Genomic DNA, 21049 nt, shown 5'->3' with positions numbered 1-21049 from the left:
CGAGGTTTTTTACATGATTCAAGTAGCATCCCAGCAGAGCCGCAACGCGCCTTCCCCGACTGTCGTCGCCAAATTTGGCGGCACTAGCGTGGCAGACTTTGAAGCCATGAGTCGCAGCGCTGATGTGGTTTTATCGAACCCGGACGTTCGTTTGGTCATTCTGTCAGCTTCAGCTGGCATTACCAATCTGTTGGTCGCCCTAGCCGAGGGTTGCGAATTAGAAATACGCAACCAGCACTTAGATGCCATTCGCCGCATCCAATACAATATTCTCGCTAAATTGTCCGATCCGGTGGTTATCCGCGAAGAAATTGATCGCATGCTGGAGAACATTGCCATGTTGTCTGAAGCCGCCAGTTTGGCGACTTCCGCAGCCCTGACGGATGAATTGGTCAGCCACGGCGAATTGATGTCAACCTTGCTATTTGTCGAACTGCTGCGTCAGCGCCAAGTGGCGGTGGAATGGTTTGATGTCCGTAAAATTATGCGCACTAATGACCGTTTTGGCCGAGCCGAGCCAGATACCCTCGCCTTATCTGAACTGGCCCAAACTCAGTTAGCACCGCGCATCCAGCATGCCATTGTGATAACACAAGGTTTTATCGGCAGTGAAAGCAAAGGCCGCACGACAACTTTGGGCCGTGGTGGCAGTGATTACACCGCAGCCCTACTGGGTGAAGCTCTTAATGTCAGCCGCATTGATATCTGGACAGATGTTCCGGGTATTTACACCACGGACCCACGGGTCGTTCCGGGTGCAAAACGTATTGATAAAATAGCCTTTGAAGAAGCGGCTGAAATGGCAACCTTTGGTGCTAAGGTACTGCATCCCGCCACCTTATTACCGGCGGTGCGCAGTGATATTCCAGTGTTTGTCGGCTCAAGTAAAGATCCCGCCGCCGGTGGCACATTGGTGTGCAATGAAACCGAAAATCCACCGCTTTTCCGCGCATTGGCATTACGCCGCAAACAAACACTGGTCACTCTGCATAGCCTGAATATGTTGCATGCCCGCGGATTCCTGGCCGAGGTGTTTAACATCTTGGCACGCCACAATATTTCCGTTGATTTGATCACCACCTCAGAAGTGAGTGTGGCACTGACCCTAGATACCACCGGTTCCACATCAACCGGTGATAGCTTGTTGACGACTTCGCTACTGACAGAGCTTTCTTCGCTGTGCCGAGTGGAAGTGGAAGAGAATCTGGCCTTGGTGGCGATTATCGGTAATAACTTATCTCAAGCCTGTGGCGTCGGCAAAGAGGTGTTCGGTGTGCTCGACCCATTCAATATTCGTATGATTTGTTACGGGGCCAGCAGCCATAACCTGTGTTTCCTGATCCCTGGTGATGACGCAGAGAAAGTGGTGCAAACCCTGCACCACAATTTATTTGAGTAATACCGTCTGAAACACAACAAAACCTGCAAAATAATTTACTAACAAGCCGGGCGTTATCGTCCGGTTTTTCATATATCTGGCACTGACGATTAAGGATTCTCGCCTCATGTTAGTCAAAATCACCCGCCTGTTCCCCGTATGGGCACTGCTGCTCTCTGTTGCGGCATACTTTCGCCCAGCAACCTTTACCGGTATCAGCCCCTATGTTGCTCCGCTATTGATGCTGATTATGTTTGCCATGGGCGTCACCTTAAGACTCGATGACTTCAAACGGGTGCTCTCTCGCCCCGCCCCCGTGGCTGCGGCAACGTTCCTGCATTATCTGATTATGCCGCTCACCGCATGGATTCTGGCTATGCTATTCCGCATGCCACCGGATTTATCTGCGGGCATGGTGCTGGTTGGCAGTGTTGCTAGCGGGACAGCATCCAACGTCATGATTTATTTAGCAAAAGGAGATGTGGCGTTGTCGGTCACTATCTCAGCGGTGTCTACGCTAGTCGGTGTATTTGCCACCCCACTACTGACCCGATTATATGTTGATGCCACTATCAGTGTGGATGTGGTGGGAATGCTAAAAAGTATTCTGCAAATCGTGGTTATTCCAATCACCGCAGGGTTGATTATTCATCATACTTTCACCAAAACGGTGAAACGCATTGAACCTTACCTACCCGCCATGTCGATGATCTGTATTTTAGCCATCATCAGTGCCGTGGTAGCAGGCAGCCAAAGTCATATTGCCTCTGTCGGTTTTGTGGTGATCATTGCCGTGATTCTGCATAACGGTATCGGTTTGTTGAGTGGTTATTGGGGTGGAAAGCTATTTGGTTTTGATGAGTCAACCTGCCGCACATTAGCCATTGAAGTCGGGATGCAAAACTCTGGGCTGGCGGCCACCTTGGGTAAAATTTACTTCTCGCCATTAGCAGCACTGCCGGGCGCCCTATTCTCTGTGTGGCATAACCTCTCGGGTTCACTGCTGGCTGGTTACTGGTCAGGTAAGCCGGTGAAAAAAGAGCACGAATAATTCAGACTATCTGCCCTGCCCGGCTTATCCGGGCATTTCCTTCCCCATAATGCCTCCCCTCTATTAAATTAAATAACATCCACTATTAGCCTGAATACTTTTTAATTAACGCTGAATAAAGATTAAAAATTTATTATATCGCCCCTATTTCTGAATATTCCTTAATTCCTGATATTCCCTGCCGTTTTTACTCTTCAGGGACGGTAATAGTGCTGCCCGAATTTGGTTCAAGGAGGCGAGATTTGGCCCGTGCATTTCTCAATCAAACATTATGATCCCAAAACGCACTGCATTATGGTTTTTATTAAGTACTGGCGCTCATGCCAGCTCAACACCAGGAATGGATATCCCTTCTCCGATTAATGAATCTCGTCAAAATTTACAGAATAGCAGTAATGAAATTAATCATTTTATAGAAGAGCGCCGCCCCTCCCCCTTGAGACCCCGTGAATTACAGCCAGAAACCAAGAGTCACGCACCTGAACTCAAAAACACTTCGCAGTGTCTGCCTATTAGTGGGGTTTATGTTCAGGGTATCACCTTATTAAGCATTAAAGAATTAGATGGCCTGAGCACGATTCCTGAGCAATGTATTCGCAGTGATGATGTTAATTTACTTGCGCGCGAATTAACGCAGATTTATTTATCCAAAGGTTATATCACAGCACGGATTCAGTTTATTCCACCTGATGCCGATGGTGAGCTCGGTCTAGATGTCACTGAAGGGTTTATCGAAAAAATTGAAAGTGAGGACCCTCAATTAAACGCCGAAAGTATCTTTCCTAATTTAACAGGGAAACCACTCAATATTACCCAACTTGACCAAGGACTAGATCAAGCTAATCGCTTACCCTCAAATCACATTACTGTGGATATTCTACCCGGCACCCAGCCCGGCGGTTCAATTCTTAAACTCAGTAATATCCGTTCGAAACCTTGGCACCTAACAACCTCTCTGGATAACTTCGGTAATAAAAGCACGGGAAAATGGTTAAGTCGCAATACCTTTTCTTTCGATAATCCCTTTGGATTATCAGATTCTATGAGCATTAATATTTCCAGCACCATCGACAACGCGAAGAAAAACTATAGCCGCGCCTATTCACTCTTTTATTCTGTGCCCTATGGTGCATTAACTTTTAGTGGTTTTGGTAGCTATTCTGAATATCTTTATCCAGTAAAATTACAATTTAATCACATCGAACTTCGTGGGAAAACACAGCAACATGGTTTGCGCACTGATTATATTGTCTATCGTGATCAAAACCAAATTAATGGTGTAAGCGCACAACTGACCTACAAACAGGCAGAAAATTATCTTAATGACCAAAAAATTGCGGTCAGTAGCCCCACACTCACTGTATTTGAATTAGGGGTTAATCACCTACATCTTCTGCAAAATGGCTTATTCAATGTGAATTTTAGCATTGAACAAGGGCTACCGTGGCTAGGTGCTGATCAAGGCTATTCCGCTCGCCACCAAGACAGCCAATTTACTAAAGCCAAAACAGCCATTACCGCTAAACACTATTTCAGATTATTGGATGATGCTTATTTGTTGAGTCATCAATTCTACGGTCAATATAGTCGCGACCGCCTACCCGGTACTGAATGGCTCAGTATTACGGATAACAACGCCATTCGCGGTTTTAGCCGCAATACATTATCGGCAGATAATGGCTGGTATCTACAAAACACCGTATCGCGCAACGTCACTCTTGGCAATACCACGATAACGCCACGACTCGGGGCTGATGTTGGCCGCATTCAGCAAGCCTCGCAAAATTGGAGCAGCGCCATGGGGTTCAGCGCCGGAATGAATATCAGCTATGGCGACGCCAAACTGGATATTGAAGCCAGTCGTGGTCACCTGTTATCAGGAAAGTCCGAGATTAAGGATCCCATTAATATTCTGGCGCGCTTCTCCTATTCCTTTTAGTTCACTCCTTCCAGTGAGCACCCATTTTTATCAACACCAAGAAATATGACAAATAGATGGAGAAGTAAAAATGAAGCAAAATAAGTTCAAGCTCTCCCCAGCAGGAAAGCTGGTGGCAGCCGTAGCCATTATTTCAGTCTCAATCGCTACCTGTTATGCCACCGGCATCGTCAGTGCTGGCGATAGCGCTCACAAACCCGATGTACATTCAGTTAATGGTACGTCAGTCATTGACATCGTCCCCCCTTCAGCCTCAGGTCTATCACATAACCAATATGAGAGCTTCAACGTCGGAAATTCGGGGGCCGTGCTGAATAATGCGACAAGTGCAGGCCACTCTCAACTTGCGGGTCAATTAAGTGCCAACCAGAATTTAAATGGTCAAGCTGCCAATATTATTCTGAATGAAGTGATTAGCCGTAACCCGTCATTACTTTTGGGTAAACAAGAAGTTTTTGGCATGGCCGCTGATTATATTCTGGCGAACCCTAATGGTATTACCTGCAATAGCTGTGGTTTTATTAATACTAACCGAACATCTTTAGTGGTAGGGAATCCGTTGGTCGACCAGGGAATTTTACAAGGCTTCGATACCAGAAATAACACCAACCTATTAGAAATAGGTAAAGGCTATACTATCGTTGGTGGGCCTCTGGACTTGATTGCTCCAAGAATTAATATATTAGGAGTGGTTGACTCAAGAGAAGATATCAATATCTTACTAGGGCAGAATGAAATCAGTGCCGATGGTAAAATATTAAAGTCAGCCAGTTACATTGGGTCAGCATATGACAGTAAAATATTTGGCGGTATGTCGGCGAATAGGATTCGGATCATTAATACCGCTGAAGGTAATGGCGTCAATATGTCTAGCCACCATGAAGGACGGAAATCAATAGAGATTTCAACACCAGGAAAATTGAATCTTGACGTTGATTCCGACTCTAGCCTTAATTATAACCCAACACCAGCCAACTTAACGGGTCACGATATAAAAATTAGCGCCGGTGATATTTTGACTTCCGGTGATATTATTGAAACTTCGTCTGGTGGTTCAACAAAACAGACACTGGAACGCACCAAAATAAAAGGGGCGAATATTTCTCTCCTTGCCAAGAAGAAAAATAACCTTGATGCTGCCATCATTGATGGCAAAAACATTATTATGCAGGGTAGCAATATTCATCTGGGTACAGAAAAACTCACGGATACAAATAGCAGTTACTCAGAAGATGGGGGGGAAGGATTTTTAGGAATAGGAAAATGGAATAAATCATCCTCTAATCGAGAGCAGAAACAAAAAAACATTGGCACAGTAATAAATGCAGAAAATAATATCTCCATTCAATCAACCAAAGGGGATATAAAACTATCAGGCTCTTCTATTAAGGCAGGAAATAACCTTTCTGTTAAGGCAAAAAATGACTTAAAACTGGAGGGGATCATTGATCAGGAATCGACACATAATAAAGGCCATGATTATGCACACACAATTAAGGATAAAAAGTGGGATAACAAAACCACCACACAAACACTGAATAAAACAACTCTTGAAGCGGGTGGAAATTTAGGGTTAACCGCAGAAGGCAAAATGGCCGCCAGTGGAGTTAAAGCCTCCGCCAAAGGTGATTTATTCATTAATGCTAATGAAGTCAAAATTGATGTAGGAAAAACAAAAAATCAGACAACCACCAACGGTAAGAATGAACAAAATCTAGGGTTAGGCGGTATCGATCACAATAGAAATGATAAGAATGCAGAAACCAGTCATCGTTCTGAAATTACGGCTGGTGGGACGATTTTTGTCAGTGGTCATAACGGCGTTTCTATTACCGGCAGTAAAGTTAAAGGTGCCAGCGACGGTTATGTCCAATCCGACCATGGCGGTATTAAAATTGATAATGCCATCAGCACCACAACCACCAAAATTGATGAACGTACCGGTGTTGCTTTTAATATTACTGGCAGCTCACACAAAGCCAATAATCGTGATGAGAAGGTGACTGGCAGTGAGTTGGTGTCTGACGCCAATCTTAAGATAATCAGTAAAGATAATGTTGATGTGATTGGCAGTCTGGTCAAAAGTGCCGGGGAACTCGGAATTGAAACGCTGGGTGACATTAATGTTAAGGCAGCGGTAGAACAACAGAAGATAGACGAGCAAAAAACCCAATTAACTATTGGCGGTTTCACCAGTGATAATGGTGAAGATCAGTATAAAGCTGGGCTGAAGCTGGAGCACACCAGTGAAAGTGAAAAAATCGATAGTATTAAAAACCACAGTGCAACCCTTGAGGGGGGGTCGATCAAACTTGATGCCCAAAAAGACATCACGTTCACCGGCTCTCACCTTACGACAACCCAAGGAGACGCTGATATTAAAGGTGAAAATATCTCCTTTGTTGCCGCCAACGACACCACATCCAGCCTAAAAGAGAAAGAAACCGTGGGTGTTGATGTTCATTACACCGGGGGGATGGATAAAGCGGGTAGCGGGGCCAATGTCAGTTATGAAGACACTCAAACAAACAGTGATAAATCCACTGCGGTGGTTTCAAACTCCCAAATTGCAGGCAGTCTGAACATGACCGCATCCAAGGATATGACAAACCAAGGAAGCAATCATAACGTCAATGGCTCCTATCAGGTCAATGCTGAGAGTGTGCATAATCTGGCTGCCGAGAACAGCGAGAAAACCGTCACTAAAACCACCACCGTTGATGTCGGTATTGGTGCCAACATTGATTACAGTGAGGTTAGCCGTCCGATAAAAGAGATCGTCGAAAAGGCCAAAGACCTTGATATGGGCGGCATGCTTGATGCCGTCGATAGTATCGGTACACCTAATGTGGGAATAGACCTTCATGTCCAAGGAGGGACGAAAGAAACCAGCAGCGCCCATACTCAATCTACCGTAACCTCAATTAATGCCGGCGATATTACCCTCAATGCAAATGGTGCCGTCAACGATAAAGGGACTGACTATCAAGCAGATAAGGGAGCCATTACATTGAATGCCACCAGCCATATATCCGAGGCGGCAGTAGATAGTACTGACCAGCGAACACAAGAAACATCTGGTGGCGCTGATATTCGAATTTATACTTCGACAGGCAAAGATATTAACGTTGATGGTAAAGGCAACGGCGGCTCGACGGATAAGCACACAACTGCAGACGTCGCGCAGGTTGGTAACATGAATGCAGCGAATGGCATCAATATTAATGTAAAAGAAGACGCTATTTATCAAGGCACAAATATCAATGCAGGTGATGGAAAAATCACGGTCAATGCGGGGGGTAACATTCACTTTGATCAGGCTACCCATCATGTTAGTGAAAAACATAACAATGTGGATGCCAATGCCAAATTAAATTTCGGCACCAACGCCAACAGTAAAGCGTTTGGGGGCGGATTAGGCGGCGGGCATAGCAAGGGCGAGACGAACTCCTCACTTGCCCAAGTCAGCACCCTTGACGGCCAAAAAGGTATTGAGCTAAACGCAGGGAAAGATTTAACCCTCACCGGTACAGCCTTTGGTAGCGAAGAGAAACCTACGGGCGATATTCTGCTCATCGCTGACGGTAAAGTGAATATGCAAGCGGCGAAATCTGAAGGGTCAACACAAGATATGACCTGGTCAGCCAGCGCCAATGCCGGCATCAGTAAAAACAAAGATAAAAGTGGTAATGGGGTCAACGCAGATATCGAGATAAAGGTCGCTAAAACTGATGAATCTGCTGTCACTCATCAGGGCGGCGCGATCAACAGTCATGGGCACGTTATCGTTCAAGCCGGCAGCCACGATAACGACGCTATCCACATGCAAAATTCCACTATTAATAGTCAGAAAACGACACTGACAGCGAATAACGGCGGTATTTTATTGGAATCCGCTCAGGACAAAGAGCATAAGAATAATTGGGGTTTTGAAGTCGCCGCGAATGGCAACTCAGATACTAAGTTTAATAAAGATGACAAAGGGGTTCTTGATAAGCAAAGCAGTGAAAAAACTCACGATGTGGGAGCTGAGCTTGATGTGACGGTGAATAAATTGAATTCCGTCACACAACAAAATACTCATATCAACAGCGACAACATGACTCTAAACACAGCCAAAGATATGGTGCTAGCAGGCGCTAAACTGGAGGCTGATAATATCAATGGCAATATTGGCGGCAATCTGAAAGTCCAAAGCCGAGTAGATGAGTTACATAGCGTTGATATTGCTACCCACTTTGGCGCTAGCCACAGTAACGAAAAACAAGACAGTCTGATTAATCAGGTGGCCGATGCCAGCCCACTGCGTTCAGACAAGATCAAGAAAAAGCTCGATAGCAACTCCAACAAGCTATTCGATAAAATCAAAAAACAGTATGACCAAATATCCAGCAGATTGACCACCAAAGAAGAGGATAATGTCAAAGTCCTTAGTTACACCAAAGACGGTAAAAAAATGACGCTGGATGAAGCAAAAGACGAGAAAGACGAGAAGGAAACCAAGGATAAATGGTGGCAGAAAGGCGCGAAATTTGTAGGCAGTAAGGTCAAAAATAAAGTGCAAACTGACTCAGTGAAAGGCGGCAATGGGAATGCCAAGGTCGAAGTTGACGTCGTCAATAATCGCGCCGTCGAAGAGCAATCAGGCATTATTGGCAAGCAAAGCGTTACCCTGAATGTGAAGGGGAAAACTGAACTGACGGGCGGGAAGATTGCTAATCAGGGAGGGAAAGTCGAGTTACACACCAACGGCCTTGAACTTCAGGATATTAGCGGAAAACACACCGAAGGAGGGGCTAGAGTGAGTGGCGCATCATCCGTCATCAAGACCTTGGGCAATGGCGCCCGTGATCTCATGGAAGGCGACACTCCGCTGATAGGTGCCCATGGCGGCTCAGAGCAGAAAAACGCAGTGGCGGGAATTGCCCACGGCCAGTCCCGATAGTCAGTTAAAAGTCATTGATGTTGCAGAGAGCAGCGCCTGCTCCCTGCAACATTAAGAACGAAGGGAGAATTAATCCGCATCGTAGCCCAGATTGGGCGCTAACCAGCGCTCAACCTCAGCGACTGGCATCCCTTTGCGAGCGGCATAATCCTCAACTTGATCACGTTGAATCTGCGCCACTGCAAAATATTTGCTCTCTGGATGACTAAAATACCAGCCCGACACTGATGCACCCGGCCACATGGCGTAGGACTCGGTTAGCTTCATCCCTGTGTGAGTTTCCACATCCAGTAACTGCCAGATTTGGCCTTTTTCTGTGTGTTCTGGGCACGCCGGATACCCCGGAGCTGGTCGAATTCCTTGATAGTTCTCGCGCACCAGCTCTTCGTTACTCAGATTTTCATTCGGCGCAAAGCCCCAATACACCTTGCGCACCCGCTCATGCAGATATTCAGCAAAGGCTTCAGCCAGACGATCGGACAGCGCCTTAATCATGATTTTATTGTAATCATCATGCTGGGCATCGTAGGCATCAGCCAGCGCATCCTCCTCCAGCCCGCCAGTAACCGCAAAAGCACCATAATAATCTGCTTTCCCGCTAGATTTAGGCGCTACATAATCTGCCAGACAATAGTTCGGAAAATCAGTTTTTTCAGTTTGCTGACGTAGATGATGGCTGACCGCCAGCACCTCGTCTCGCCGCTCATCACGATAAATTTCGATATCATCCCCGACACTGTTTGCCGGGAACAAACCGACCACCCCTTTCGGATGTAATAACCCCTCAGTCGACAGCTTATCCAGCATGTCATTGGCATCAGCAAACAGGCGCTTGGCCTCTTCGCCAACCACTTCATCTTCCAGAATCCGTGGATATTTTCCCGCCAATGACCACGTCATAAAGAAGGGAGTCCAGTCGATGTAGTTGCGCAGTGTTTCAATGCTGGCCTCTACCGCTTGCACTCCCAGTTTATGCGCCACTGGCGGCGTATAATTTTCCCAGTCAATGACTGTTTGGTTTTCCCGAGCGGTTTGCAAGCTGACTGGCGGAGTGCGTGGTTTCTTGCGAGCATGTTGGATACGAACGGTTTCATATTCTTTACGCGTTTTGGCTATAAACTCATCGCGCTGTGTATCCGATAACAGAGCTGAAACTACCCCCACACTACGCGATGCATTCGAGACATAAGTGGTAGAGCCACTGTAGTTTTGCTCGATCTTTACCGCAGTATGGGCTTTGGATGTTGTAGCACCGCCAATCAGCAACGGCAAAGTAAAGCCCTGCCGTTCCATCTCTTTGGCGACATTAACCATTTCATCCAGCGACGGAGTAATCAGGCCAGATAAACCGATAATATCCACCTTTTCTTCCCGCGCAGTGCGCAGGATTTTTTCGGTTGGCACCATCACGCCCAAGTCGATGATTTCGTAGTTATTGCACTGCAATACCACACCCACAATATTTTTGCCGATATCGTGCACATCACCTTTAACCGTCGCCAGCAGGATCTTACCCGCAGTGCTACCTTTCTGTTTGCTGGCCTCAATATAAGGTTCGAGATAGGCGACTGCCTGTTTCATTACCCGTGCGGATTTCACCACCTGCGGCAGAAACATTTTCCCTTCGCCAAATAGGTCGCCAACCACATTCATCCCCGCCATCAGCGGCCCTTCGATAACCTCAATAGGCCGGTCAGCTTCCTGACGGGCTTCTTCCGTATCCAGTTCGATGAACTCGGTAATCCCTTTAACCAGCGAATACTCCAGCCGCTTCACCACTGGCCAACCACGCCATTCAGCTTGCTGAACCGCGACCTCATCACTCTTGCTGCCTCGGTATTTTTCAGCCAGCTCCAACAAGCGCTCAGTGCTATCATCACGACGGTTAAGAATGACATCTTCCACCGCTTCACGAAGCTCATCCGACAGATCGTCATAGATAGCCAATTGCCCGGCGTTGACAATACCCATGTCCATTCCATTACGAATCGCGTAATAGAGGAACACTGCGTGAATAGCTTCACGCACCGGATCATTGCCACGGAAAGAGAAAGAGACGTTAGAGACACCGCCAGAAATCATGGCGTAAGGCAGTTCAGCTTTGATATCAGCACAGGCTTCAATAAAGTCGACTGCATAGTTGTTATGCTCTTCGATCCCAGTGGCGACGGCAAAAATATTCGGGTCGAAAATAATATCTTCTGGTGGGAAGCCGACAGTTTCCGTCAGAATTTTATACGCACGACGGCAAATTTCGATTTTACGCGCGCGGGTATCAGCCTGCCCTTGCTCATCAAAGGCCATCACCACCATGGCTGCACCATAACGACGAACCAGTTTGGCATGATGAATGAAGGCGTCGACGCCCTCTTTCATCGAAATGGAGTTCACAATGCCTTTGCCCTGAATGCATTTAAGGCCCTTCTCGATGACATCCCACTTTGAGGAGTCAATCATAATTGGCACGCGGGCGATATCCGGTTCACCGGCAATCAGGTTGAGGAAGCGCACCATGGCAGCCTCGGCGTCGAGCATGCCCTCATCCATATTGATATCGATGATCTGCGCGCCACTCTCAACCTGTTGGCGAGCCACATCCAACGCTTCACCGTATTTCTCTTCTTTTATCAGCCGTTTGAAACGGGCTGAACCCGTCACGTTCGTGCGCTCACCGACGTTCACAAACAGCGTGTTGGCATCAATTGTCAATGGCTCCAGCCCCGCCAAACGGCAAGCCACCGGAATATCCGGCAGTGGGCGAGGTGCCACGCCAGCAACGGCTTTGACCATCGCAGCGATATGCCGTGGTGTCGTGCCGCAGCACCCACCGACAATATTCAAAAATCCCGCTCGCGCCCACTCACCAATCTGCTCGGCCATCTCTTTGGCGTCCAGATCATATTCACCGAAGGCATTCGGTAAACCGGCATTCGGGTGTGCACTGACATAATATTCAGAGATACGTGATAACTCAGCGACATATTGACGCAACTCATCTGGTCCCAAAGCACAGTTCAGACCAAAAGAGAGCGGTTTAACATGACGTAGCGAGTTATAAAAAGCTTCTGTCGTTTGACCAGACAGCGTGCGGCCCGAAGCATCAGTAATGGTGCCGGAAATCATCACCGGCAGTAGCACGCCCATGGCTTCGAATTCAGATTCAACAGCGAATGTCGCCGCTTTGGCATTGAGGGTATCGAAGACCGTTTCAATCATAATCAGATCAACACCGCCCTCAATCAACGCGCGGGTTGATTCCCGGTAAGCCTCAACCAATTGATCAAAACTGACGTTACGAAATGCAGGATCGTTTACTTTCGGCGAGATAGAGGCAGTACGGTTGGTCGGGCCAAGCACCCCGGCAACATAACGTGGTTTCTCCGGCGTGCGGGCGGTCCATTCATCAGCACAGAGACGAGCCAGACGAGCGGCTTCATAGTTAATTTCCGCTGACAACGACTCCATCTGATAGTCCGCCATGGCAATGGTGGTGGAGTTGAATGTGTTGGTTTCGAGAATATCAGCACCCGCCTCGAGGTAGGCATTGTGAATGGCGGTAATGACCTCCGGCTTGGAAAGCACCAGCAAGTCATTGTTGCCTTTCAGATCACTGGGCCAATCGGCAAAGCGAGCGCCCCGGTAATCAGCCTCTTCCAATCGATAGCTCTGAATCATGGTGCCCATACCACCATCCAACACTAAGATCCGTTGTGCTAGCTGCTGGTGTAATTCCTTAATTTTATTATTTGTTACTGTATCCACCACTGTCGCCTCTTCGCCCTATTGCCTTGCCATCGCCCGACGTATTTTTTGTATTTTATTAGTATCAGATATGCTGAAAAATAATCCATTCACAAATCAGTCTGTCATCCTAGCACAAGTTACCGACGTAATGAGTCCGCTCCCAGTTGAGACTTTTTCAGGTAGAGATGTTGACTCATCGGATGAGCATTTTTTACCGTTTGCATGCATAATTGAAAAACGAAAATGAATTCCATAAAAATAACTGAGAGGCTGATTTATGGCGTTACCTATTCCGATTAAACGGGGAAAGAAACCCAAGGCAGCCGCACAATCAACACCTGCGGCAACCGGTCAGGTTCAATCATTAACTCGCGGACTTAAATTACTGGAATATATTTCCGAAGCTCAAGGCAGTGTTGCTCTGACTGATTTAGCGCAACAGGCGGGTTTACCAAACTCTACCACTCATCGCCTGTTGACCACGATGCAACAGCAAGGTTTTGTTCGCCAAGTGGGGGATTTAGGTCTTTGGACGATGGGCGCTCACGCCTTTATTGTTGGCAGCAGCTTTTTGCAAAGCCGCAATCTGCTGGCTATGGTTCACCCGATGTTACGTCGCTTAATGGATGAATCTGGCGAAACGGTCAATTTGGCCGTACTTGACCACAGTGATTATCAAGCCATTATTATTGACCAGGTACAATGTACTGCACTGATGCGTATGTCTGCACCGATTGGCGGCAAGTTGCCGATGCATGCTTCTGGCGCGGGTAAAGCCTTCCTCTCTACTTTGTCAGACGAACAGTTAGTGCAACTTTTACATAAAAAGGGGCTGCATGCTTATACCCAGCACACCCGCACTAACCCCGCCAGCTTGAAAGAGAATCTGGCGTTGATCCGCAAGCAAGGCTACTCCTTCGACGATGAAGAACATGCCCTCGGTCTGCGTTGTATTGCCGCGTGTTTATTCGATGAGCATCACGAAGCCTTTGCAGCGATCTCCATCTCCGGCCCGGTTTCGCGTATTACCGACGATCGTGTCACTGAACTGGGTGCGCTAGTTATTCATGCAGCGAAAGAAATTACGCAATCTTATGGTGGTGGCAATCGTAATTAGTTGAGTCATAGGGGTTCAAGGGGCAGCGGATTTTGAGATGCTTGAGCACAGCCTAAGCCCAAAATCCGCCTGCGCAGTCGCCATCAACCAATCACCCTCTGAGAGAAACGCTGCTTACGCCGATAGGCGAAAACATCCTCCACATGCCCGTTCCGGATACGCTGCTGCAAACCCCGCCAATAACTGGCATGGAAAAGATCACTGTGCATCTCTTCAAAAAAATGTCGGACCTTTCGGTCGCTGCATAAGAAATGCCGGAACTCTTCCGGAAAGACATCATTAGGGGAAACGCTATACCACGGCTCGCTGGCCATCTCATCTTCCGGATAGCGCGGAGGGGGGATGTCGCGGAAATTTACCTCAGTCATATAACAAATCTCGTCGTAATCGTAGAACACCACACGCCCATGCCGGGTCACGCCGAAATTCTTAAATAACATGTCACCTGGGAAAATATTGGCCGCGGCTAATTGCTTAATGGCATTGCCGTACTCCTCAATGGCATCTTTCAGTTGCTGATCATCTGCCTGCTCCATGTAGAGGTTTAGTGGTGTCATCCTCCGTTCTATATACAGGTGCTTAATGATGATTTGATCACCTAAATCTTCCAATTTTTCAGGTACTTCCTGTTGTAACTCCATCAACAGTTCAGGGCTAATACGGTGCTTATCAATGACAAAATTCTCATATTCTTGAGTATCCGCCATCCGACCGACGCGGTCGTGCTCTTTAACTAATTGATAGCATTCTAAAACCCGCGCCTGACTAACCTCTTTTTGCGGTGCAAATTGGTCCTTAATCACCTTAAAAACACGATCAAATGACGGCAAAGTAAACACCAGCATCACCATGCCTTTGACGCCCGGCGCAATAATAAATTGTTCGCTAGATTGATGAACAAAGGTTAGGTATTCACGATAGCTTTCCGTTTTACCGTGTTTCTGGCAACCAATTGCCATATACAACTCAGCGGTCGATTTACCCGGTAAAATCTCCCGCAACCACTCGACCATCGCCGCTGGCAGGGGGGCATAAACCATAAAATAAGAGCGGGCAAAGCCGAATACGATGCTGGCCTCGGCCTTGCTGGTAAGGCAGGTATCAATAAATAGCGCATCGGATTCATTATGATGAATAGGCAATAAGAATGGATAGACTTCCTCCGCCAACCGCAGCTTCCCTACTAGCCAAGCCGCTTTGTTGCGATAAAACAGCTCATTTGCAATTTGAAACTGTGCATCCGCGAGTTGGCTGTCGGTAAAGTTTTGCCGCAGTGCCGCCACAATATAATCAATGTCGCGCGGAAGATTTTCCCAAGGTAAGCGCAGCGGTAAATCATTGAGCACCACCTGCAACATGCCACTCAGATTCCCTTTAGGGGAAAAATCACGTGCTAAGGGGCGTGGGATTTCGCGAAAACGCCGCTCAGGCTGAGAACTAAAGACAAACAATTTATCGGGTGTTAAATCACGATGTTTAAACAGCCGACAATAAACCGAGTTAAAAAAGCTTTCGGCGATTTCAAAGCGCGGATAATCCGGTAACAATCCGGTATAAATTTCTTTCACTCGCGCTAAGAACGCCACATCAAAGCAACGCTGATCTGTGATGTGCTGGAGTTGCTCAACCACCAAACCGACATGGTGATCATAGAGATGAATACGCTTTTTCATCGCCTGCTGAACAGCTTGCCAGTCCGCCTGTTCAAAGCGATGTTGAGCACCAGCAGTGACCTCTAGAAAGCGGCCATATTGCGCATCGAATCCCTGCAAAATTGTCTGAGCGATTAATTGTTCCAGCTTTCCCACCATGCTGCCCCCCAACCATACGGAACAGAGCCTGCATAAGCAGGCTCTTGATAACTTGATATTTTTACTCAGTCAGCAGACTAAAACTGCTGTTCTTCCGTCGAGCCAGTCAACGCGGTGACAGATGACTCACCGCCCTGAATGATATTGGTCACTTTATCAAAGTAGCCAGTTCCCACTTCTTGCTGATGGGAGGCAAAAGTGTAGCCGCGCTCAACAGAGGCAAACTCTGGTTGCTGTACTTTCTCAACATAGTGCTTCATGCCCTCGCCCTGTGCATAAGCATGGGCTAGATCGAACATGTTGAACCACATGCTATGGATGCCAGCCAGTGTAATAAACTGATATTTGTAGCCCATCTTTGACAGCTCATCCTGGAAACTGGCGATTTGCGCATCGCTGAGATTTTTTTTCCAGTTGAACGATGGCGAACAGTTGTAGGCCAATAATTTCCCGGGGAATTTTTCGTGAATCGCATCAGCGAAACGCTTGGCCAAAGTCAGGTCTGGCGTAGAGGTTTCGCACCACACCAAATCCGCATAAGGGGCATAAGCCAGACCTCGGCTGATGGCTTGCTCAATGCCGGCATGAGTGCGGAAAAAACCTTCCGCAGTGCGCTCGCCAGTGATGAATTCGCTATCATAAGGGTCACAATCGGAGGTCAGCAAATCAGCAGCATCTGCATCAGTACGGGCAATCAGCAACGTTGGTACTCCCAGAACGTCAGCAGCTAAACGAGCGGCAACCAGCTTTTGAATCGCTTCTTGGGTTGGAACCAATACTTTACCGCCCATGTGACCGCATTTCTTCACGGCGGCCAACTGGTCTTCAAAGTGCACACCAGCAGCCCCTGCCTCGATCATGGCCTTCATCAATTCAAACGCATTTAACACCCCACCAAAACCGGCTTCAGCATCCGCTACAATTGGCAGGAAATAGTCGGTGTAGCCTTTGCTACCCGGCTCAATATTATTTGACCACTGAATCTGATCTGCACGACGGAAACTGTTATTAATGCGTTTAACCACCGCAGGAACGGAGTCGACCGGGTACAGAGACTGATCCGGGTACATGCTTGACGCCGTATTGGCATCTGCCGCTACCTGCCAGCCCGACAGATAGATAGCCTCAACTCCGGCTTTCGCCTGCTGCAATGCCTGCCCCCCCGTTAAAGCCCCCAGACAGTTGATATAGCCTTTACGCGATTCGCCGTGCAGCAACTCCCATAATCTTTTAGCCCCGTGCTGCGCCAATGTGCATTCCGGATTAACAGAACCGCGTAATTTGATCACTTCTTCTGCACTATAGGGACGAGTAATCCCCTCCCAACGCGGTGATTTCCATTCTTGTTCTAACTGCTGAATTTGTTGAGTACGAGAGGTCGTCATGGCGATATTCCTTGTTATTCAATTTTGTAGGGTTTAATAGGGTGTCGACTCAGGCCAGTAATGCGTAGCCTGGTAACGTCAGGAAGTCGATAAGCTCGTCTTGTGTTGTAATACGCTCCATCAAGCGAGCCGCTTCTTCAAACCGCCCACCATCAAAGCGCTCTGCGCCAAGTTCAAGCTTCACTACCTGCATTTCTTCACTCAACATGCTGCGGAACAGTTCTTTCGTCACCGTCTGACCATTGCTCAGGCTTTTCTGGTGATGTATCCATTGCCAAATCGAAGTACGGGAAATCTCTGCCGTCGCGGCATCTTCCATCAAGCCGTAAATCGGTACACAACCATTACCTGATATCCAAGCCTCAATGTATTGCACGGCAACCCGGATATTGGCTCGCATTCCTTCTTCGGTACGCTCGCCGGTGCAAGGTTCCAGTAACTCAGCGGCAGTAATAGGTTTGTCCTGCTCACGAGTCACTTCTAATTGATTAGGTCGGTCGCCCAAAACCTTGTTAAAGACCGCCATCACGGTATCCGCCAAACCTGGGTGAGCAACCCATGTGCCATCATGACCATTGCTGGCTTCTAACTCTTTGTCAGCACGAACTTTGTCGAGTACTTGTGCATTTTGGACTGGGTCTTTATTGGGAATAAATGCAGCCATGCCACCCATCGCCAAAGCGCCGCGCTTGTGACAGGTTTTGATCAGTAAGCGAGAATAGGCACTCAGGAATGGCTTCGTCATGGTGACTGACTGGCGATCGGGTAGGACACGATCCCCATGGTTTTTCAATGTCTTGATATAGCTGAAGATATAGTCCCAACGGCCACAATTCAGACCAACAATATGATGGCGCAGGTGGTACAGAATTTCGTCCATCTGGAATACTGCAGGCAAGGTTTCGATTAACACAGTGGCTTTAATGGTGCCTTGTGGCAAATCGAAACGCTGCTCGGTAAAACTGAACACGTCACTCCACCAAGCGGCCTCCTGATAAGACTGCATTTTTGGTAAATAGAAATAGGGGCCGCTGCCATTGGCAAGTAATTGCTTATAGTTATGATAGAAATACAAAGCGAAATCGAACAAGCCGCCGGGGATCGCCTCTCCCTGCCATTTCACGTGTTTTTCTGGTAAATGCAGACCACGAACCCGCGCTATCAATACCGCTGGATTCGGTTTCAACTGATAAATTTTACCGGACTCATTGGTATATGAAATCGTGCCTTTGACCGCGTCATGCAGATTAATCTGGCCATCAATCACTTTATCCCAGCTAGGTGCCAGTGAATCCTCAAAATCTGCCATGAAGACTTTTACATTGGCATTGAGCGCGTTAATGACCATTTTGCGCTCAACAGGCCCAGTAATCTCGACTCGACGATCGCGTAAATCTGCCGGAATCCCCTGAATTCTCCAATCGCCTTCACGAATGGAATTGGTTTCCGAAATAAAATTAGGCAATGCACCTTGATCAATAGCCTGCTGCCAGGATGCACGCGCAGCAAGGAGTTCGCCACGCGACTCTGCAAATTTCGCCACTAATTCTGTGAGGAATTCGACAGCTTCATCTGGCAAAACCTGTCGCTCTGCAGCAGTAAAATGCTGGGTGAAAACTAACTCCGTGCCGACTAACTGTTGTGTCATTGTCCTTCCCCTTCCCAATCTCACGACTTTCACATCAACGCTAATGTAGCGTCACTCTTGGATTCGTATCGGGTACTGCATTCCAACCGGAAATTGAAGGTCAGATTTTACGGTCACTTTTCACCCCGACAGGACTAAGAATAATCAATTAATTATTAAAATCAAAAACGATTTCCATTTTTAGTTAAAATAATTTTTTAATCTTTATTTATCATATTGTTAACATTGATGGGTGATTTTGATAGATAGGAATCGGCTTCCATTATCTTTATTTTTTCAAGGTAACCTATTGTTTAATAAAGAGATCAGACCAGTTCAATTGACAAATAATGGGGTATCTAAGAGGAAAAAATAGATAGGCGGCCTCGATTCAGCCGCCTTTATTAACATTTGAAGGGAGAAAAATCAGTCGAGCGTTGGGTTCATGTGGCGCAAATCAAATGGCGTGATTTGGTAAACATAATAGTTCAACCAGTTGGCAAACAGCAGATGCCCATGGCTTCGCCAGGATGCTTTTGGTGGTAAAGAAGCATCATCATTTGGAAAGTAATTAAGAGGAACTTGTGGATTAAGACCGGCCGCCAGATCACGCTGATATTCTCCCGCCAGAGTGTCGACATCATATTCAGGGTGGCCTGTCACAAAGGCTACACGCTTATCTTTACTGGCAAACAGGTAGGCTCCCGCTTCTTCAGATGAAACCAAAATATCCAAATCGGTGTATTGCTCAAGCACCTCGATAGGGAAATCTGCATAACGAGAGTGGGGGGCCAAGAATGTTTCATCAAAGCCACGCGTCAATAGCGCCAGAGGCTTTTCTGTTTGGTGCTGATAAATACCAGAGAGTTTGGTCTCGCGCGTCATTTTGGGGATGCCATACAAGATATTTAAGGCTGCCTGTACCGCCCAGCATACAAATAAGGTTGAAGTGACGTGATCTTTGGCCCACGCGATAATACGTTCAATCTGTGGCCAATAGGCAACGTCACAGAAATCAACCAAGCCCAGCGGGGCTCCTGTCACAATCAATCCATCAAAATTTTGCTCTTGAATATCTTCAAAGTCGCAATAGAAGTTGTTCAGATGCTCAGCTGGCGTATTTTTTGACTCGCGGCTATCAATCCGTAGCAGTTGGATATCAATCTGCAATGGTGAATTAGAGAGTAAACGTAGGAATTGATTTTCCGTCTCAATTTTTTTAGGCATTAGATTCAAAACCAACACCTTCAGGGGCCGAATTTCCTGAGTTTTCGCACGTGATGAGGTCATAACAAAAACATTCTCATTACGTAAGAAACTCACTGCTGGTAACTCATCAGGAACCCGAATCGGCATGCCTATATCCTCAATATATCCATTTATACGTTTAGACTTCTAGATGCCCGAAGATAGCGGTTTTTTGGTAAAAAGTCGAGCGATCTGCAACAACCTGAAAATGTTTCATTGTTGAAATTTTGGCATATACCGTATAGAAAGTAGTCGCTATTGATTTTTATACAGTAAAAATACAAAAACCCTCTGTGAAGACACAGAGGGTTTGTCAGAGATTCAATCTCATTTTACTGAATCGTTGAAAAGCAAAAACCCCACGCTTTTGGCATGGGGTCTTTACTTGATTTGATACCTGGCAGTGTCCTACTCTCGCATGAGGAGACCCCACACTACCATCGGCGCTACGGCGTTTCACTTCTGAGTTCGGCATGGGGTCAGGTGGGACCACCGCGCTATTGCCGCCAGGTAAATTCTTTTCTACAACTACCGAACTTTAACCCATGTAACTGGTGCTGATACCCAGAGTCGAACTGGGGACCTCACCCTTACCAAGGGTGCGCTCTACCAACTGAGCCATATCAGCCACGCTAAATTTGATGCCTGGCAGTGTCCTACTCTCGCATGGGGAGACCCCACACTACCATCGGCGCTACGGCGTTTCACTTCTGAGTTCGGCATGGGATCAGGTGGGACCACCGCGCTATGGCCGCCAGGCAAATTCTGTTTTAATCAACCCGCTACACAATCACTCTCATGCAG

Annotated in this window: 10 protein-coding genes, 1 tRNA gene and 2 rRNA genes; 5 read left to right on the top strand and 8 right to left on the bottom strand. The window is 47.2% G+C overall.

All coding sequences use genetic code 11. The features are described 5' to 3' along the window. Positions 1-13 precede the first annotated feature (13 nt). The 4 genes from lysC to HUZ92_RS00050 all read left to right on the top strand — a co-directional run bounded on the left by lysC (position 14) and on the right by HUZ92_RS00050 (position 9313). The gene (gene lysC, locus HUZ92_RS00065) at positions 14-1399 is read left to right on the top strand and encodes a lysine-sensitive aspartokinase 3 (RefSeq protein ID WP_050141188.1); all 1386 of its coding nucleotides are present in this window, start codon (positions 14-16) and stop codon (positions 1397-1399) included. Between the two features lie 106 nt (positions 1400-1505). Then, the gene (gene panS, locus HUZ92_RS00060; RefSeq protein ID WP_050101715.1) at positions 1506-2429 is read left to right on the top strand and encodes a ketopantoate/pantoate/pantothenate transporter PanS; all 924 of its coding nucleotides are present in this window, start codon (positions 1506-1508) and stop codon (positions 2427-2429) included. A 271-nt stretch (positions 2430-2700) separates the two neighbouring features. Beyond that, positions 2701-4368 carry a ShlB/FhaC/HecB family hemolysin secretion/activation protein gene (locus tag HUZ92_RS00055; RefSeq protein WP_050101716.1) on the top strand — a complete coding sequence of 556 codons (1668 nt, stop codon included), beginning with the start codon at positions 2701-2703 and terminating at the stop codon, positions 4366-4368. Positions 4369-4438: 70 nt separating this feature from the next. Further along, complete coding sequence (locus HUZ92_RS00050; protein WP_145580132.1) at positions 4439-9313, top strand: hemagglutinin repeat-containing protein; 4875 nt, start codon at positions 4439-4441, stop codon at positions 9311-9313. A gap of 69 nt (positions 9314-9382) precedes the next feature. Here the strand turns inward: HUZ92_RS00050 and metH are convergent, their stop codons facing one another. Next, the gene (metH, locus tag HUZ92_RS00045; protein ID WP_128451114.1) at positions 9383-13078 is read right to left on the bottom strand and encodes a methionine synthase; all 3696 of its coding nucleotides are present in this window, start codon (positions 13076-13078) and stop codon (positions 9383-9385) included. 256 nt (positions 13079-13334) lie between these two features. On the opposite strand from metH, the gene iclR reads away from it, so the two are divergent. Next, positions 13335-14174: a glyoxylate bypass operon transcriptional repressor IclR gene (iclR, locus tag HUZ92_RS00040; protein WP_050101719.1), complete on the top strand. Its 840-nt coding sequence runs from the start codon at positions 13335-13337 to the stop codon at positions 14172-14174. Between the two features lie 83 nt (positions 14175-14257). Here the strand turns inward: iclR and aceK are convergent, their stop codons facing one another. From aceK to rrf (HUZ92_RS00005), 7 genes are all read right to left on the bottom strand, one after another. After that, positions 14258-15985, bottom strand: a complete 1728-nt coding sequence (gene aceK / locus HUZ92_RS00035; protein ID WP_050101720.1) for a bifunctional isocitrate dehydrogenase kinase/phosphatase — start codon at positions 15983-15985, stop codon at positions 14258-14260. 77 nt (positions 15986-16062) lie between these two features. After that, on the bottom strand, positions 16063-17370 hold the full coding sequence (gene aceA, locus HUZ92_RS00030; protein ID WP_145580133.1) for an isocitrate lyase: 1308 nt from the start codon (positions 17368-17370) through the stop codon (positions 16063-16065). Positions 17371-17419: 49 nt separating this feature from the next. Then, positions 17420-19018 carry a malate synthase A gene (gene aceB, locus HUZ92_RS00025; RefSeq protein ID WP_050141183.1) on the bottom strand — a complete coding sequence of 533 codons (1599 nt, stop codon included), beginning with the start codon at positions 19016-19018 and terminating at the stop codon, positions 17420-17422. A gap of 405 nt (positions 19019-19423) precedes the next feature. Continuing rightward, entirely contained in the window at positions 19424-20353 is a 930-nt protein-coding gene (gene metA, locus HUZ92_RS00020) for a homoserine O-acetyltransferase MetA (protein ID WP_050101723.1), read from the bottom strand. Positions 20354-20640: 287 nt separating this feature from the next. Continuing rightward, positions 20641-20756: ribosomal RNA gene (gene rrf, locus HUZ92_RS00015) — 5S ribosomal RNA — on the bottom strand. A 41-nt stretch (positions 20757-20797) separates the two neighbouring features. Continuing rightward, positions 20798-20873: transfer RNA gene (locus tag HUZ92_RS00010), tRNA-Thr, on the bottom strand. A gap of 15 nt (positions 20874-20888) precedes the next feature. Further along, positions 20889-21004: ribosomal RNA gene (gene rrf, locus HUZ92_RS00005) — 5S ribosomal RNA — on the bottom strand. Positions 21005-21049: the final 45 nt, after the last annotated feature.

The organism is Yersinia vastinensis, assembly GCF_902726565.1.
Taxonomy (GTDB): Bacteria; Pseudomonadota; Gammaproteobacteria; order Enterobacterales; family Enterobacteriaceae; genus Yersinia; species Yersinia vastinensis.
Note: the sequence above shows the minus strand (reverse complement) of the source record. Positions and strands in the feature narration are given on the sequence as shown.

Excerpts from the sequence above, each read along its gene's own strand:
- lysC (WP_050141188.1), top strand. The coding sequence starts at position 14 with ATGATTCAAGTAGCATCCCAGCAGAGCCGCAACGCGCCTTCCCCGACT.
- panS (WP_050101715.1), top strand. The coding sequence starts at position 1,506 with ATGTTAGTCAAAATCACCCGCCTGTTCCCCGTATGGGCACTGCTGCTC.
- HUZ92_RS00055 (WP_050101716.1), top strand. The coding sequence starts at position 2,701 with ATGATCCCAAAACGCACTGCATTATGGTTTTTATTAAGTACTGGCGCT.
- HUZ92_RS00050 (WP_145580132.1), top strand. The coding sequence starts at position 4,439 with ATGAAGCAAAATAAGTTCAAGCTCTCCCCAGCAGGAAAGCTGGTGGCA.
- iclR (WP_050101719.1), top strand. The coding sequence starts at position 13,335 with ATGGCGTTACCTATTCCGATTAAACGGGGAAAGAAACCCAAGGCAGCC.
- aceK (WP_050101720.1), bottom strand. The coding sequence starts at position 15,985 with ATGGTGGGAAAGCTGGAACAATTAATCGCTCAGACAATTTTGCAGGGA.
- aceA (WP_145580133.1), bottom strand. The coding sequence starts at position 17,370 with ATGACGACCTCTCGTACTCAACAAATTCAGCAGTTAGAACAAGAATGG.
- aceB (WP_050141183.1), bottom strand. The coding sequence starts at position 19,018 with ATGACACAACAGTTAGTCGGCACGGAGTTAGTTTTCACCCAGCATTTT.
- metA (WP_050101723.1), bottom strand. The coding sequence starts at position 20,353 with ATGCCGATTCGGGTTCCTGATGAGTTACCAGCAGTGAGTTTCTTACGT.